This window comes from Streptomyces sp. NBC_01471, from assembly GCF_041438865.1.
Taxonomy (GTDB): Bacteria; Actinomycetota; Actinomycetes; order Streptomycetales; family Streptomycetaceae; genus Streptomyces.
The window spans coordinates 4,997,453-5,011,124 of record NZ_CP109450.1; the positions used below are offsets into that span (position 1 = coordinate 4,997,453).

Here is a 13,672-nt window from a genome sequence, read left to right on the forward strand (position 1 = left end):
GAGCACAGTCCTACGCCGGGTCACTCCGGCGCCGCAATACCGGGTCTTGGTCCAACTATTCGATTGTGATGGGCCTGTGACGTCACATCAGGCGTGCAGGGAGGGTATGGACATCGCGTCGACGGACCTGGCGGCCCGTTCCAGGGCGCTGGCCAGCAGGGCCAAGTCCGTTGGTCCGTTGCCGAGTTCACGTACGGGGCGGCGGTCGGGCGGGTCGCCCATCCGCTCCCACTCCAGGGGGACGACGGTGGGCCGCAGTGTCGCCGTACGCGGGATGCGGCCGGTCACCCTGCCGCCCTGGAACGGCGTCACCCCGGAGTCGGGGCGGCCCAGCCGGCCCCGGCCGGGCGACGGGGTGTCCGGCGCGGGTGAGGACGGCGGGGCGTCCAGCACCACCCGCAGCCGGCTGACCCTGGCCAGCTCGGTGTCGGCCGTACGGTCCGGCCGGGCCGAGGACGCGATCAGATGGACGCCGAGCCGCTCGCCGTCCCTGGCCACCGCCTCCAGCGCCCGGACGACCGAGCCCGCGGTGGGGCGCCCGGGGCTGCCGAGCGCCGGGGCGACCAGCGCGTCGAAGTCGTCGACGATCACCACCAGCCGGGGGAGCGGGGTGGGCCCCGGCATCGGGTCCGTACGCGCTCCGGCCGGGCGCAGCCGCAGGGTGCCGCTGGTCGGCGACTCTATGTCGCCGCTCTGGTCGGCCTGGCCGGGCTGCCGCTGGCCGACCAGGCGCGCCGCCACCTCACGGGTCCGGTGCCAGTCGGCGAAGCTCCCCCCGCCCAGCAGTTCGGCCCGGCGCTTCAGCTCGCCGCCGAGCGCCTGCGCGAACTCCCGCATCCGGACCGGGTCGGACGCCACCAGATAGGTCGAGGTGTGCGGCAGCTCCGTGCAGGCCCGCAGGCCTTCGCCGCGCTCGCCGCCCGCTCCGTCGACCAGGATCAGCCCGAGCCGGTCCGGCCGGGCGGCCGCCGCCAGCGAGGCCGCGGTGGCGCGCAGCAGCTCCGTACGGCCGCTGCCCGCCGGGCCCTCGACCAGCAGATGCGGGCCCTCCGTCGCCAGGTCCACGGTGACGGGCCCGCGCGGACCGGCGCCGAGCACGGCCGTCGTCTCGGCCGCCGCCGCCCAGCGGGCCATCAGCGATGCGGGGGTGGCACGGGCCAGCCCCAGCTCGTCGAGGAGCCGGGACGACACGGGCAGCGCCGCTGCCTGCCTGGCCGGGGTGCCGGCCGCTGACGCGTCGGCCCGCAGTGGTGCGAGGGCCCGGCCGAACCGCTCGGCCCAGGCCGCCGACACCGCGTCGACCACGGCGAACGTGCCGCGGCTCGCGGACTGCCCGACGGCCGCCGGATGGATACCGCGCGCGGTGCGCAGCAGCCGCAGCGCGGTGGCCACATCGCCGCTCAGCAGGGCGGCGGCGCCGCATTCACGGAAGGCGAGCGAGGCGGCGCAGGCCGCTTCATAGGTCGCTTCGAGCGGGGAGGCGGGGGAGGCCGCCGCGGTCTCGGCGAGACACAGGACGTGGACCCCGCAGGCGGCGCCCGCCGATGCCAGCCGTGCGGTGGTCTCGCGCAGGGCGGCCGAGCCGGGGTCGCCGTCCACGATCAGCAGCGTGCAGGGGCCGTCGTACCGCCCGGCCGCCGCCGAGACCGCGCCCGGGTCGGCGGAGGCCCAGCCGGTGCCGAGCGGACCGTCGTCAAGGCGCCGCACCAGCTCGGCGGTGCGGGCGGTCGCCTGGTCCCTGTCGTACGCCAGCAGGAGCCGGCAGTCCTGGCCGTGGGCGGGCCGCACATGCGGCAGCCAGCCGAGCCAGCCCCAGTCGGATCTGCGAGCCTCCAGCGGGCGCGCGCGGTCCGTACTGACCAGCACGATCTCCAGGTCCGTCGGCGGATGCAGCGCGGCGAGCTGGGCGACCGCCGAACGGGCCAGACCGGCCAGCCGCTCACGGGGTCCCGCGAGCCCGAGCGAACCGGCCTCGCGCAGCGAGACCGTCACCGGCACCGAGGGGACCACGCCGACCCCGCCGGGGCCGGCCCGGTCGGCAGTGCCGAGCCGGATGACGAGCGCCTCACGGTGGTCGGGGGTGCGCTCCCAGAGCCGGGGGCCGGGCCCGAGCGCCGTGAGCAGCAGGGCGGCCGGGTCGGGCCAGGTGTCCGCGCCGGGCACCCCGGCGGCCGGGTCCGGTGGTGCGCCGGACGGGCCCGCGGACTGTGCCGCCGGGCTGTCGCGCACGGCGTCGGGCCGGCCACCGGCGAGCCGCCTCGCCCAGGCTCCTATCCCGCCTCGCCTGCGGGCGCTGTCGTCCGCGTCGGGGGCGGCGCCGGTGCTGTGACCGGTCCCGCCGTCCCGGGTGCCGCCGTCCCGGGTACGGGTGCCGTCCGCGCCGCCGTCGCTGTCGGAGGGGGCGGTGCCGCGGGTGCGGTCGCTGTCGAAGCCGTCCGGTGTCCGTGCGTGGGCGTCCGAGCCCCGATCGGACCGCAGCCTGGTGCCACGCGCGGGCGTGCCCTGGCGGCCGCGGGGGGCGAACCCGGGATCCTGCGCGTAGGCTGCGGCGGCCTCGTCGTAGAGATTGCTGTAGGGGTCGTGCGGGCGCTGGGCCCCGACCGCGCTGACGCGCCGCGACCCCGGTCCGCCGCCCTGTGCGCCGCCAGGGGGGCCGCCCTGCTCGGGTATCCGTGCCTCGGCCGGGACAGCGGGGCCCGGGTGCGCTCCGGGACCGGACCCGGCGCCGGGACTCGTACCGGCACCGGACGGCCGGGCGCCGGTGGGTCCCGTGGGCTGGGCGGGCACCGACCCGTGGCGGCGCTCCGCCGCCCCGTGACCGCCCGCCGTCCCGGAACCCGTTGACGTGTCGCCGGTGAAGCCGGGACCGGTGCCGGCGTCCTGGTCCGCGCCGTCGCGGGCCACCCGCAGATGGCCCTCGCCGTCCGGGACGGCCGTCATCACGCCGCTCGGCGCCCCGGTCGCCGTGGTGATCCGCAGGGCCGACTCGCCGACCCGGAGCAGGGACCCCGGGGTCATACGGACCGGGTCGTCGCCGACGCCCGAACCGTCCAGCGTCGTGCCGTTCGTCGAGCCGAGATCGGCGACCGTCACCCGGCCGTCCTGCTCCACCGTCACCGTGCAGTGCATCCGTGAGACGTCCGGGTCGTCCAGCGGGACGTCCGCTTCGGCGGAGCGGCCGATGCGGATCCGGCCGCCGTGCAGCAGGTGGACACCGCCCGCGTCCGGCCCGGCGACCACGTGGAGCTGGGTGGCGGATCCGTCGCCCCGGTCGTCCTCCTCGGCCGGCACCTGGAGGGAGAGCACCGCTCCGTCCACCAGCGGGGGTTCACCCAGCGCCGAGCGCTGCAGGTCGAGGCGGTGCCCGCCCGCGTACAGCACGACGCTTCCGGACCCCGTGCCCTCCGGACCGGCGGCCGCCGCGGCGAGGCCGGACGCGACCGTGGCCAGCGCCGCCCCGGCGGGGGCGGTGACGAGCACGTCGCAGGAGCGCGCCTCGGACGCGGATCGGCCGCTGCGCGGCGCGAGGACGGTCAGCCGGATCTGCATAGCCGTCAGCGGTCCCTTCTGCGGAGGGTGCCTGGCAGGAGCCGCCCTGTGATCTCCCCCACCCGGCAGGTCGGCACGGATCCACGGGACTCCCGACCCCACAACTCCGTGCTGGAGGCATCCTCGCATCTGCCACTGACAACACGCCCGGCGGTCACCGCCAAGTGATCTTGAATGGTCGGCTCTGGACGTAAAAGTGCCTGGTTGGGATCGCGCCTGACCTGCCAGGAGGTGTCAGGAGGCGGACCGCGGCAACCAACGGGACAGTCTTCGCGTCTTCCCTTCGAACACCGCTGGAACACCGCTGGAACACCGCCGGGACCGGGTGGGCACACGGTGGGAAAACGGCCGGGACCCGCTCCGGAACCTGATCCGGGGCACCGGCCGTCACACCGGCCGCACCCAGGGGAAGCGGCTCCGGAAGATCGTCGGCCAGTGCCCCCGCGGGCGGCACTAGAGTGGGGCGGACATCCGGGCGGGGGGCCGGTGGACCAGGCAAGGGACGACGATCACAGGGAGCGCATGACGTGCGGCCCGTAGGCAGCAAGTACCTGCTCGAGGAGCCGCTGGGACGCGGCGCCACGGGCACCGTCTGGCGTGCCAGCCAGCGGGAGACCGCAGGCGCCGAGGCGGCCGTCGCGGGCCAGCCCGGCGAGACGGTGGCGATCAAGGTCCTCAAGGAGGAGCTGGCGAGCGACCCGGACGTGGTGATGCGGTTCCTGCGGGAGCGCTCCGTCCTGCTGCGGCTGACCCACCCCAACATCGTGCGGACCCGGGACCTCGTCGTCGAGGGTGACCTCCTCGCGCTCGTCATGGACCTGATCGATGGCCCGGACCTGCACCGCTACCTCCGGGAGAACGGCCCGTTCAGCCCGGTCGCCGCCGCGCTGCTCACCGCCCAGATCGCCGACGCACTCGCCGCCAGCCATGCCGACGGCGTCGTCCACCGCGACTTGAAGCCCGCGAACGTGCTGGTCAAGCAGGACGCCGACGGCCAGATGCACCCGATGCTCACCGACTTCGGCATCGCCCGCCTCGCGGACTCGCCTGGCCTGACCCGTACCCATGAGTTCGTCGGTACGCCCGCCTATGTCGCACCGGAGTCCGCCGAGGGCCGCCCGCAGACCTCCGCGGTCGACATCTACGGCGCGGGCATCCTGCTGTACGAACTGGTCACCGGGCGGCCCCCGTTCGCGGGCGGCACGGCCCTGGAAGTCCTCCAGCGGCACCTCAACGAGGACCCGCGCAGGCCCACCACCGTCCCCGAGGCGCTCTGGACGGTCATAGAGCGCTGCCTCAGCAAGGACCCGGACCGCCGCCCCAGCGCCGAGAACCTGGCCCGCGGGCTGCGTACCGTCGCCGAGGGGGTCGGCGTCCACGCCACCCCCGCACAGGTCGCCGCCGCCCTCGGAGTGGGCGCGCTGCTGGCGCCGGACCCCGCGCCCGCCGAGGTGCCCGGGACGCCCGGCGCGGCCGACCCCACCCAGGTCCTGCCGAACAACGCCGGGGCGTACGACCCCAACGGGCGCACCAGCGTCCTGCCGAGCACCGGTGCCCCTGGCCCCGGCGCCGGGGCCGCCGACCCGACCGCCGTGCTGCCGCCCGTGCCCGGCCGGTCGCCGGACCAGCCCGAGCAGCCGCACCCCTGGCAGAGCCAGCTCAGCGCGGCCCGCGACCGGAACGAGCAGACCCAGGTCCAGTACCTGGCGCCCGAGCAGGACCCGCTGCGCCACCGCCCGCAGCGGCCCCCGCAGCAGCCGCCCCAGCGCCGTCAGCAGCAGTACCCGCCCCAGCAGCAGTACCCACAGCAACAGCAACAGCAACAGCAACAGCAACAGCAACAGCAACAGCAACAGCCTCAGCAGTACGCGCCGCAGCGCCGGCCGCAGCAGCAGCGCCCGCAGCAGCAGTACGCGCCCCCGCAGCAGCCTCAGGCACCCGCCCCGCGCGAGCCCCGGCCGCCGAGGCAGCGCAGCGCCAACCCGGTGAAGATCCCCGGCCTCGGCTGCCTCAAGGGCTGCCTCGTCATGGTCGTGATCCTCTTCGTCGGGGGCTGGCTGATCTGGGAACTGACCCCGCTTCAGCAGTGGATCGGCACCTCCAAGAGCTTCATCTCGGAGATCTCCGACGGCTTCGACTCGGTCCGGGACTTCGTCCAGGGCCTGGGCGGATCCGGCGGAAACTGACAGCGCGCGCGGGACGGCCGGGGCGGACAGCGTGCCGCACCCGGCCCGGCGGCCGGTCTGTATACATGTCGACTTCCGCGGAATGAATTACCCCCGCAGAAGTGAGGGTTCGTGCCATCCGGGGCACTGAACACCCCGATGCCCGCGTATTTTGGGAGCCGGGGACCGCCCGGAACCCTGCGCCTGTCCAGGGACGCACCTCCGGGCACGGCACAGCGCCAGCCGCTGAGGGAGCAGTCTTGGCACGGAAGATCGGCAGCCGGTACACCGCGCACCAGATCCTGGGGCGCGGGAGCGCGGGCACGGTGTGGCTGGGCGAGGGGCCGTCGGGGCCCGTCGCCGTCAAGCTGCTGCGTGAGGACCTCGCCGCCGACCAGGAGCTCGTCGGCCGCTTCGTGCAGGAGCGCACCGCGCTGCTCGGCCTCGACCACCCGCATGTCGTCTCCGTACGCGACCTCGTCGTGGACGGCAACGACCTCGCCCTCGTGATGGACCTGGTCCGGGGCACCGACCTGCGTACCCGGCTCGACCGCGAGCGCCGCCTCAGCCCCGAGGCCGCCGTGGCCATCGTCGCGGACATCGCCGACGGTCTCGCCGCCGCGCACTCCGCCGGTGTCGTGCACCGCGACGTGAAGCCCGAGAACATCCTCCTGGACATGCAGGGACCGCTCGGCCCCGGCGGTTCCCACCCGGCGCTGCTCACGGACTTCGGCGTCGCCAAGCTGATCGACGCACCGCGCAGGGCCCTGCCCGCGGGCCCGGCCGGACCGGGCCGCCCGCAGGCGTCGAAGATCATCGGTACCCCCGACTACCTCGCGCCGGAGATCATCGAGGGCCTGCCGCCGCGCGCCTCCGTCGACATCTACGCGCTGGCGACGGTCCTCTACGAGCTCCTCGCGGGCTTCACGCCCTTCGGCGGCGGCCACCCCGGCGCGGTCCTGCGCCGCCACGTCACGGAGACCGTCGTGCCGCTCCCCGGCATCCCCGACGATCTCTGGCAGCTGCTGGTCCAGTGCCTGGCCAAGGCCCCCGCGTCCCGGCTGCGCGCGTCGGAGCTCGGCGAGCGGCTCCGCGAACAGCTCCCGCACCTCGCGGGCATCCCCCCGCTCGACGTGGACGAACCGGGCGACGCGGAGCCGGGCGAGCAGCCGTACGAGGAGACGTCGTACGAACCGGCCGCGCCCACCGAGACCCGCCGCCGCGGCGCGGTCCCGCTCGTCCCCGGCTCCTCCGCGGACTCCAACCGCGACACCCACACGAGCATGCGCGTCCCGGCCCCGGACGAGCTGGCGGGCGGCCCCCTCGGCACCGCCCGAGCCCCCCGCTCCCCGAGCAGGCCGGGCTCCGCCCGCCACCGTTCCACGGCTGAGGCGGTGCGCAGGCGCCGTATCAAACTGGGCGCCGCCGCACTGGTCGTCGCCGTCGCGGTGGGCATCGGCGGCTGGCTGGCCACGTCGTCGGGCGACGACGGCGGACCTGCCCCGCAGGACAGCCACCATTCGGCGCCGTCCGGACCGTAGGGGTCGGCCGGGCCCGTCCCCTCCTCCCGGCCGATCGGAAGGGCCGGGGGCTGCCCCCGCTCCAAGCCGTTACGCTGGTGGCGTGGCAGTCGTCGATGTATCCGAAGAGCTGAAGTCCCTCTCCTCGACCATGGGGTCGATCGAGGCCGTCCTGGACCTCGACAAGCTGAGGGCCGATATCGCCGTGCTTGAGGAGCAGGCCGCGGCGCCGTCCCTGTGGGACGACCCGGAAGAGGCCCAGAAGATCACCAGCAAGCTTTCGCACGCGCAGGCCGAGGTCCGCAAGACGGCGACGCTGCGCGGGCGGATCGACGACTTGGCGGTGCTCTTCGAGCTCGCCGAGGCCGAGGACGACGCCGACACCCTCGCCGAGGCCGAGTCGGAGCTGCTCGCCGTGCGCAAGGCGCTCGACGAGATGGAGGTCCGCACCCTCCTCTCCGGCGAGTACGACGCCCGTGAGGCGCTCGTCAACATCCGTGCGGAGGCCGGCGGAGTCGACGCCGCGGACTTCGCCGAGCAGCTCCAGCGCATGTACCTCCGCTGGTCCGAGCGGCACGGCTACGGCACCGAGGTCTACGAGACGTCGTACGCGGAGGAGGCCGGCATCAAGTCGACCACCTTCGTCGTGAAGGCGCCGTACGCGTACGGCACGCTCTCCGTCGAGATGGGCACCCACCGGCTGGTCCGTATCTCCCCCTTCGACAACCAGGGGCGCCGCCAGACCTCCTTCGCGGGTGTCGAGGTGCTCCCGGTGGTGGAGAAGACCGACCACATCGAGATCGACGAGACCGAGCTGCGCGTGGACGTCTACCGCGCCTCGGGCCCCGGCGGCCAGGGCGTCAACACCACCGACTCGGCGGTCCGGCTGACGCACATCCCCACCGGCATCGTCGTCTCCTGCCAGAACGAGCGCTCGCAGATCCAGAACAAGGCCAGCGCCATGAACGTCCTTCAGGCGAAGCTCCTTGAGCGCCGCCGCCAGGAGGAGCAGGCGCTGATGGACTCGCTCAAGGGCGACGGCGGCAACTCCTGGGGAAACCAGATGCGTTCGTACGTCCTGCACCCGTACCAGATGGTCAAGGACCTGCGTACGGAGTACGAGGTCGGCAACCCGCAGGCCGTGCTCGACGGTGAGATCGACGGCTTCCTGGAAGCCGGAATTCGCTGGCGCAAGCAGCAGGAGAAGTAGACCGCTTTTCCGGCGCCGTCGAACCAGCGCTTTATCGACATAGTCAGTAGGGGAACTACCGTCCTGGAGGCGGTAGTTCCCCTACTGCGTCACAGTCGTATTCCCGTACGCCGGGCAAGTCATTGCATTTCAGGCATCGCGCCCGCAACGGCCTTGACGCGTTCCTTAAAACTGGGAAAAGTGACACGCGGCATGCGTAATTCTGGGGCGCGTGCGATCGGGGGGACGGACACCACATGATCCCTACGGCCTGCCTGCCCCGTGCGCTGCACCATTGACAATGAGCTACTGGGGGTAGCAGCCAGATGACCAAGAAGACGCGGATTCGCGTAGCGCGCATAGCTGCGGGCGCAGTGATCGCCGCAGGCGCCTCGCTGACCGCAGCGGGCGCGGCACAGGCCGCAGATATTCATGTCCCGCTTCTCGGCACCGACATCTCGGTCCAGACGACGGGCGATGACGGTGGCACGGACGGTGGCAACACCGACGGTGGCACCAACCCGATCGGTGGTGTCGACGGCGGTTCCAGCGACCAGGGCCAGACCGGCGGTTCGACCGATCAGGGTCAGGACGGCGGTTCGACGGACCAGGGTCAGGACGGTGGCTCCACCGACCAGGGCCAGGACGGCGGTTCGACCGACCAGGGCCAGACCGGCGGATCGACGGACCAGGGTCAGGACGGCGGTTCGACGGACCAGGGTCAGGACGGTGGCTCCACCGACCAGGGCCAGGACGGCGGTTCGACCGACCAGGGCCAGACCGGCGGATCGACCGATCAGGGTCAGGACGGCGGTTCGACGGACCAGGGTCAGGACGGTGGCTCCACCGACCAGGGCCAGACCGGCGGATCGACCGACCAGGGCCAGACCGGCGGTTCGACCACGAGTGGCTCGTCCACGAGCGGTTCGACCACCAGCGGTTCGACGAGCGGTTCGGGCGGCAACGGCGGCACCTCCGGTTCCACCGGCGGTGACCACTCCTCCACCACGGGCGGATCGTCCACGACCGGTGGTTCCTCCAGCACCGGCACCCAGCCCGACAACCTCGGCTCCCAGCCGGTCGAGCAGGGCAAGCCCAAGCAGGAGCTCGCCGAGACCGGTGCGGGTGAGACCACGTTCCTGATCATCGGTGCCGCGACGATGATCGCCGGTGGCATCGGCTTCCGTATGCTGCCGCGCCTCGCCGGCCGCGGCGGGAACCTCGCCTGAGGTTCAGCGCGTACGAGGAAGGGCCCCGGGTTCCGATCGGAACCCGGGGCCCTTCCCCATGAGCGAATGCGGCGTTGTCAGATGGTCTGGTGTGCGAGCAGAGCCAGCGCTGCCACCAGCACTATCAGCGCGCTGATCAGCACCAGCGGGCTCAGCCCGCCGAAGGGGCCCTCCTCCTGCTGGAGGCGCTCTCTGCTGGCCCGGCAGACCCGGCAGCGGCCCTCACTCACAGGGGACGCGCAATTGGCGCACACCAATCGGTCGTAGGTCATGCGCACTCCTCCCGTGCGGCGGAGCCGTTCCACGCGCCATCACTCCCGACAACGCCCGGCGAACCGCAACTGTTCCCCTTACCACTGTGCCAGCTCCGGCGCGTTTCGGCGCGCGCCGCCGGATTCCGCCCGGTCCGTACCCGGGGCCAACGGGGACATACCACGCATCGACGGATGCTGCATGCGGGCGCACTCCGGCTTCGCGTAATGTCACGCTCACCTATTCCCGGCCGACGTGGTGCACTCGTGATCCGATTCGACAACGTCTCCAAGACCTACCCCAAGCAGAACCGCCCCGCCCTGCGGGATGTCTCCCTTGAGATCGAGAAGGGGGAGTTCGTCTTCCTGGTGGGTTCCTCCGGTTCAGGCAAGTCGACTTTTCTGAGGCTCGTCCTGCGCGAGGAGCGCACCAGCCACGGCATGGTGCACGTCCTCGGCAAGGACCTCGCGCGCCTGTCGAACTGGAAGGTGCCGCAGATGCGCCGCCAGCTCGGCACGGTCTTCCAGGACTTCCGCCTGCTGCCCAACAAGACCGTCGCGGAGAACGTCGCGTTCGCGCAGGAGGTCATCGGCAAGCCGCGCGGTGAGATCCGCAAGGCCGTGCCCCAGGTCCTCGACCTGGTCGGCCTCGGCGGCAAGGAGGACCGGATGCCCGGTGAGCTCTCCGGGGGTGAGCAGCAGCGCGTCGCCATCGCGCGGGCCTTCGTCAACCGCCCCATGCTGCTGATCGCGGACGAGCCGACCGGAAACCTCGACCCGCAGACTTCCGTCGGCATCATGAAGCTGCTGGACCGGATCAACCGGACCGGAACCACTGTGGTGATGGCAACCCACGACCAGCAGATCGTCGACCAGATGCGCAAGCGCGTCATCGAACTTGAGAAGGGCCGTCTCGTACGCGACCAGTCGCGCGGCGTCTACGGCTACCAGCACTGAAAGGACGCCATGCGCGCCCAGTTCGTCCTGTCGGAGATCGGCGTGGGTCTCCGCCGCAATCTCACGATGACCTTCGCGGTCATCGTCTCCGTCGCCCTGTCCCTCGCCCTGTTCGGTGGCTCGCTGCTCATGCGGGACCAGGTGAACACGATGAAGGGCTACTGGTACGACAAGGTCAACGTCTCGATCTTCCTCTGCTCCAAGGGTGATGTGGAATCCACCCCGAAGTGCGCCAAGGGTCCGGTGACCGAGGAGCAGAAGAAGTCGATCGAGACCGATCTGAACAAGATGACCGACCTGGTCCAGAAGGTCAGTTACGAGAGCACCGACGAGGCGTACAAGCACTATCAGCAGGAGTTCAAGGGCGCCCCGATGACGGGCTCCATCACCCCGGACCAGCTCCAGTCGTCGTTCCGCGTCAAGCTCAAGGACCCCACCAAGTACAAGGTGATCGCCACGGCGTTCGCCGGCCGGGACGGCGTGATGACCGTCCAGGACCAGCGCGGCATCCTGGAGAACCTCTTCGCGCTCCTCAACGGGATGAACGTGGCCGCCCTCTGTGTGATGGCCCTGATGCTGGTGATCGCGCTGATGCTGATCGTGAACACCGTGCGCGTATCGGCGTTCAGCCGCAGACGCGAGACCGGGATCATGCGTCTGGTGGGCGCGTCCAGCTTCTACATCCAGATGCCGTTCATCATGGAGGCCGCGTTCGCCGGTCTGCTGGGCGGACTTGTGGCCTGCGGGATGCTGCTCGTCGGCCGCTACTTCCTGATCGACCACGGCCTCTCCCTGCACGAGAAGCTGAACCTGATCGACTTCATCGGCTGGGACGCGGTCCTGTCGAAACTGCCGCTGGTACTGGCGATCGGGCTGCTGATGCCCGCGCTCGCCGCGCTCTTCGCGTTGCGCAAGTACCTGAAGGTGTGAGACACGCCCCGTGCGCCGTGGGGTGAACGCCCCGTACGGCGCACGGGCGTCGGTCTACAGTGGTCGCCATGTCAGGCCCGGAATTCGACGCGCCGCCCCGCAGCCTTCGCCGCGGGGCGGTTCTGACGTTGGTCTTCGCGAGTGTGCTCGCCACGGCTGCGGCCACCAACTCGCTGCCGGGTGACGAGCGGACGCCGCGCCCGGCCCGTACTCGCAGTGCCCCGGCCACCGTTGACGGCGCCGAGCTCGCCAGGGCGGCCTCGGACGCGGTCGCCGACGGCAAGTCCGGTACGAAGGCGGCCGAGGGCGTCGTCAGCCGCAGCGGCGACCGCTGGGGCGCTGTCTACGACCGGACCGGCTACGAGCAGTTCGAGGACGCACTCGACGGCGAGTACACCGGCGTGGGGCTGTGGGCCAGGCGCGGTCGTGACGGCCGGATCGAGGTGGCCAGGGTCCAGCCGGGCGGCCCGGCGGCGCGGGCCGGCCTCCGGGCCGGCGACCTGCTCCGTACGATCGACGGCCGCCAGGTCGGCACCCGGCCGGTGACCGACGTCCTCTCGCAGCTGCGCGGCGGCGACACCGCGTCCGTGCCGGGTACGCCGGTGGTCGTGGGCGTACGGCGCGGCGGTGACACCGTCACGAGGACCCTGCGCAGGGCCAGGCTCACCACCGACCCGGTCACCGTGGCGCGGCTGCCCGGCCGGGCGACCAGGATCACGGTCACCGCCTTCACCAAGGGCTCGGGCGCCCGGGTGCGCGAGGCCGTCCGGGCCGCTCCCGCGGGCGGCGGCATCCTGCTGGACCTCCGGGGCAACAGCGGCGGCCTGGTCGCGGAGGCCACCACGGCGGCCTCCGCGTTACTGGACGGCGGTCTGGTCGCCACGTACGACGTGCACGGCGTCCAGCACGCCCTGTACGCGCGGCGGGGCGGCGACACCGGCCGGCCGCTGGTCGTCCTGATCGACGGCGGCACGATGAGCGCGGCGGAGCTGCTCACGGGCGCTCTCCAGGACCGTGGCCGGGCGGTCACGGTCGGTTCCCGCACCTTCGGCAAGGGCTCGGTGCAGATGCCGAGCGCGCTGCCGGGCGGATCCGTGGCGGAGCTGACCGTGGGCCACTACCGGACTCCCGCGGGCCGCAGCGTCGACGGACGGGGCATCTCACCGGACGTGACGGCGGGCGATCGGGCCGAGTCGAGAGCCGAGACAGTATTGAGTGGCCTCGGGGGAGGGGCTTAGTGCGAAAATGGACGCACTATGGCTAAGGAAACCGGGCGGAAAATGATCGCCCAGCACAAAAAGGCACGGCACGACTACCTCATCCTCGACACGTACGAGTGCGGTCTCGTCCTGACCGGGACCGAGGTGAAGTCGCTGCGGATGGGCCGGGCGTCCCTGGTCGACGGCTTCGTCCAGATCGACAACCACGAGGCGTGGCTGCACAACGTCCACGTACCCGAGTACACCCAGGGCACCTGGACCAACCACAGCGCGCGGCGGAAGCGGAAGCTGCTGATGCACCGCATGGAGATCGACAAGCTGGAGTCGAAGGCACAGGAGTCGGGGCACACGATCGTGCCCCTGGCGCTGTACTTCAAGGACGGCAGGGCCAAGGTCGAGATCGCGCTGGCGAAGGGCAAGAAGGAGTACGACAAGCGGCAGACCCTGCGTGAGAAGCAGGACCGCCGCGAGACGGACCGGGCGGTCTCGGCGGTCCGCAGGAAGCAGCGCGCCTGACGCCGTTCCCTGACGCCGTCCCTGAGGCCGTCCCTGATGAGGGGACGGGCGGGTCTGTGGGCCGCCTGCGGGGCCATGGCGACCTGCGGGGAATACAGTGGCACCGTCGCACGTTGGTCACGTACGATGGCACTGCACCCCACGGG

General features: G+C 72.3%; 10 protein-coding genes. 8 read left to right on the plus strand and 2 right to left on the minus strand.

Annotated features, from left to right (window positions below):
• Nucleotides 1-87 precede the first annotated feature (87 nt).
• Nucleotides 88-3,549 (minus strand): FHA domain-containing protein, encoded by a 3,462-nt coding sequence (locus OG285_RS22335; protein WP_371792002.1) that lies wholly within the window; start codon nucleotides 3,547-3,549, stop codon nucleotides 88-90.
• A gap of 527 nt (nucleotides 3,550-4,076) precedes the next feature.
• Between OG285_RS22335 and OG285_RS22340 the strand changes: the two genes are divergently transcribed.
• The 4 genes from OG285_RS22340 (at nucleotide 4,077) to OG285_RS22355 (ending at nucleotide 9,652) form a co-directional block, all read left to right on the plus strand.
• A complete protein-coding gene (locus OG285_RS22340; protein WP_371792003.1) occupies nucleotides 4,077-5,735 on the plus strand; it encodes a protein kinase in 1,659 nt (552 codons plus the stop codon).
• Between the two features lie 239 nt (nucleotides 5,736-5,974).
• A complete protein-coding gene (locus OG285_RS22345; RefSeq protein ID WP_356836063.1) occupies nucleotides 5,975-7,255 on the plus strand; it encodes a serine/threonine-protein kinase in 1,281 nt (426 codons plus the stop codon).
• Nucleotides 7,256-7,337: 82 nt separating this feature from the next.
• Nucleotides 7,338-8,444, plus strand: a complete 1,107-nt coding sequence (gene prfB / locus OG285_RS22350) for a peptide chain release factor 2 (RefSeq protein WP_356836065.1) — start codon at nucleotides 7,338-7,340, stop codon at nucleotides 8,442-8,444.
• A 305-nt stretch (nucleotides 8,445-8,749) separates the two neighbouring features.
• Nucleotides 8,750-9,652: a hypothetical protein gene (locus tag OG285_RS22355; RefSeq protein ID WP_356836067.1), complete on the plus strand. Its 903-nt coding sequence runs from the start codon at nucleotides 8,750-8,752 to the stop codon at nucleotides 9,650-9,652.
• A gap of 77 nt (nucleotides 9,653-9,729) precedes the next feature.
• Here OG285_RS22355 and OG285_RS22360 read toward each other — a convergent pair whose 3' ends face one another.
• The gene (locus tag OG285_RS22360) at nucleotides 9,730-9,924 is read right to left on the minus strand and encodes a hypothetical protein (protein WP_356836069.1); all 195 of its coding nucleotides are present in this window, start codon (nucleotides 9,922-9,924) and stop codon (nucleotides 9,730-9,732) included.
• A 246-nt stretch (nucleotides 9,925-10,170) separates the two neighbouring features.
• On the opposite strand from OG285_RS22360, the gene ftsE reads away from it, so the two are divergent.
• From ftsE to smpB, 4 genes are all read left to right on the plus strand, one after another.
• The gene (gene ftsE, locus OG285_RS22365) at nucleotides 10,171-10,860 is read left to right on the plus strand and encodes a cell division ATP-binding protein FtsE (RefSeq protein WP_164266073.1); all 690 of its coding nucleotides are present in this window, start codon (nucleotides 10,171-10,173) and stop codon (nucleotides 10,858-10,860) included.
• A gap of 9 nt (nucleotides 10,861-10,869) precedes the next feature.
• Nucleotides 10,870-11,790, plus strand: coding sequence for a permease-like cell division protein FtsX (gene ftsX, locus OG285_RS22370; RefSeq protein WP_356836071.1), 921 nt, complete (start codon nucleotides 10,870-10,872; stop codon nucleotides 11,788-11,790).
• 68 nt (nucleotides 11,791-11,858) lie between these two features.
• Nucleotides 11,859-13,028: a S41 family peptidase gene (locus OG285_RS22375; RefSeq protein ID WP_371792004.1), complete on the plus strand. Its 1,170-nt coding sequence runs from the start codon at nucleotides 11,859-11,861 to the stop codon at nucleotides 13,026-13,028.
• An 18-nt stretch (nucleotides 13,029-13,046) separates the two neighbouring features.
• Complete coding sequence (gene smpB, locus OG285_RS22380) at nucleotides 13,047-13,526, plus strand: SsrA-binding protein SmpB (RefSeq protein WP_266856477.1); 480 nt, start codon at nucleotides 13,047-13,049, stop codon at nucleotides 13,524-13,526.
• Nucleotides 13,527-13,672 lie beyond the last annotated feature (146 nt).

What these genes read in the sequence shown, in the direction of transcription:
- OG285_RS22335 (WP_371792002.1), bottom strand. Translation starts at nt 3,549, where the DNA reads ATGCAGATCCGGCTGACCGTCCTCGCGCCGCGCAGCGGCCGATCCGCG.
- OG285_RS22355 (WP_356836067.1), top strand. Translation starts at nt 8,750, where the DNA reads ATGACCAAGAAGACGCGGATTCGCGTAGCGCGCATAGCTGCGGGCGCA.
- OG285_RS22360 (WP_356836069.1), bottom strand. Translation starts at nt 9,924, where the DNA reads ATGACCTACGACCGATTGGTGTGCGCCAATTGCGCGTCCCCTGTGAGT.
- ftsX (WP_356836071.1), top strand. Translation starts at nt 10,870, where the DNA reads ATGCGCGCCCAGTTCGTCCTGTCGGAGATCGGCGTGGGTCTCCGCCGC.
- OG285_RS22375 (WP_371792004.1), top strand. Translation starts at nt 11,859, where the DNA reads ATGTCAGGCCCGGAATTCGACGCGCCGCCCCGCAGCCTTCGCCGCGGG.
- smpB (WP_266856477.1), top strand. Translation starts at nt 13,047, where the DNA reads ATGGCTAAGGAAACCGGGCGGAAAATGATCGCCCAGCACAAAAAGGCA.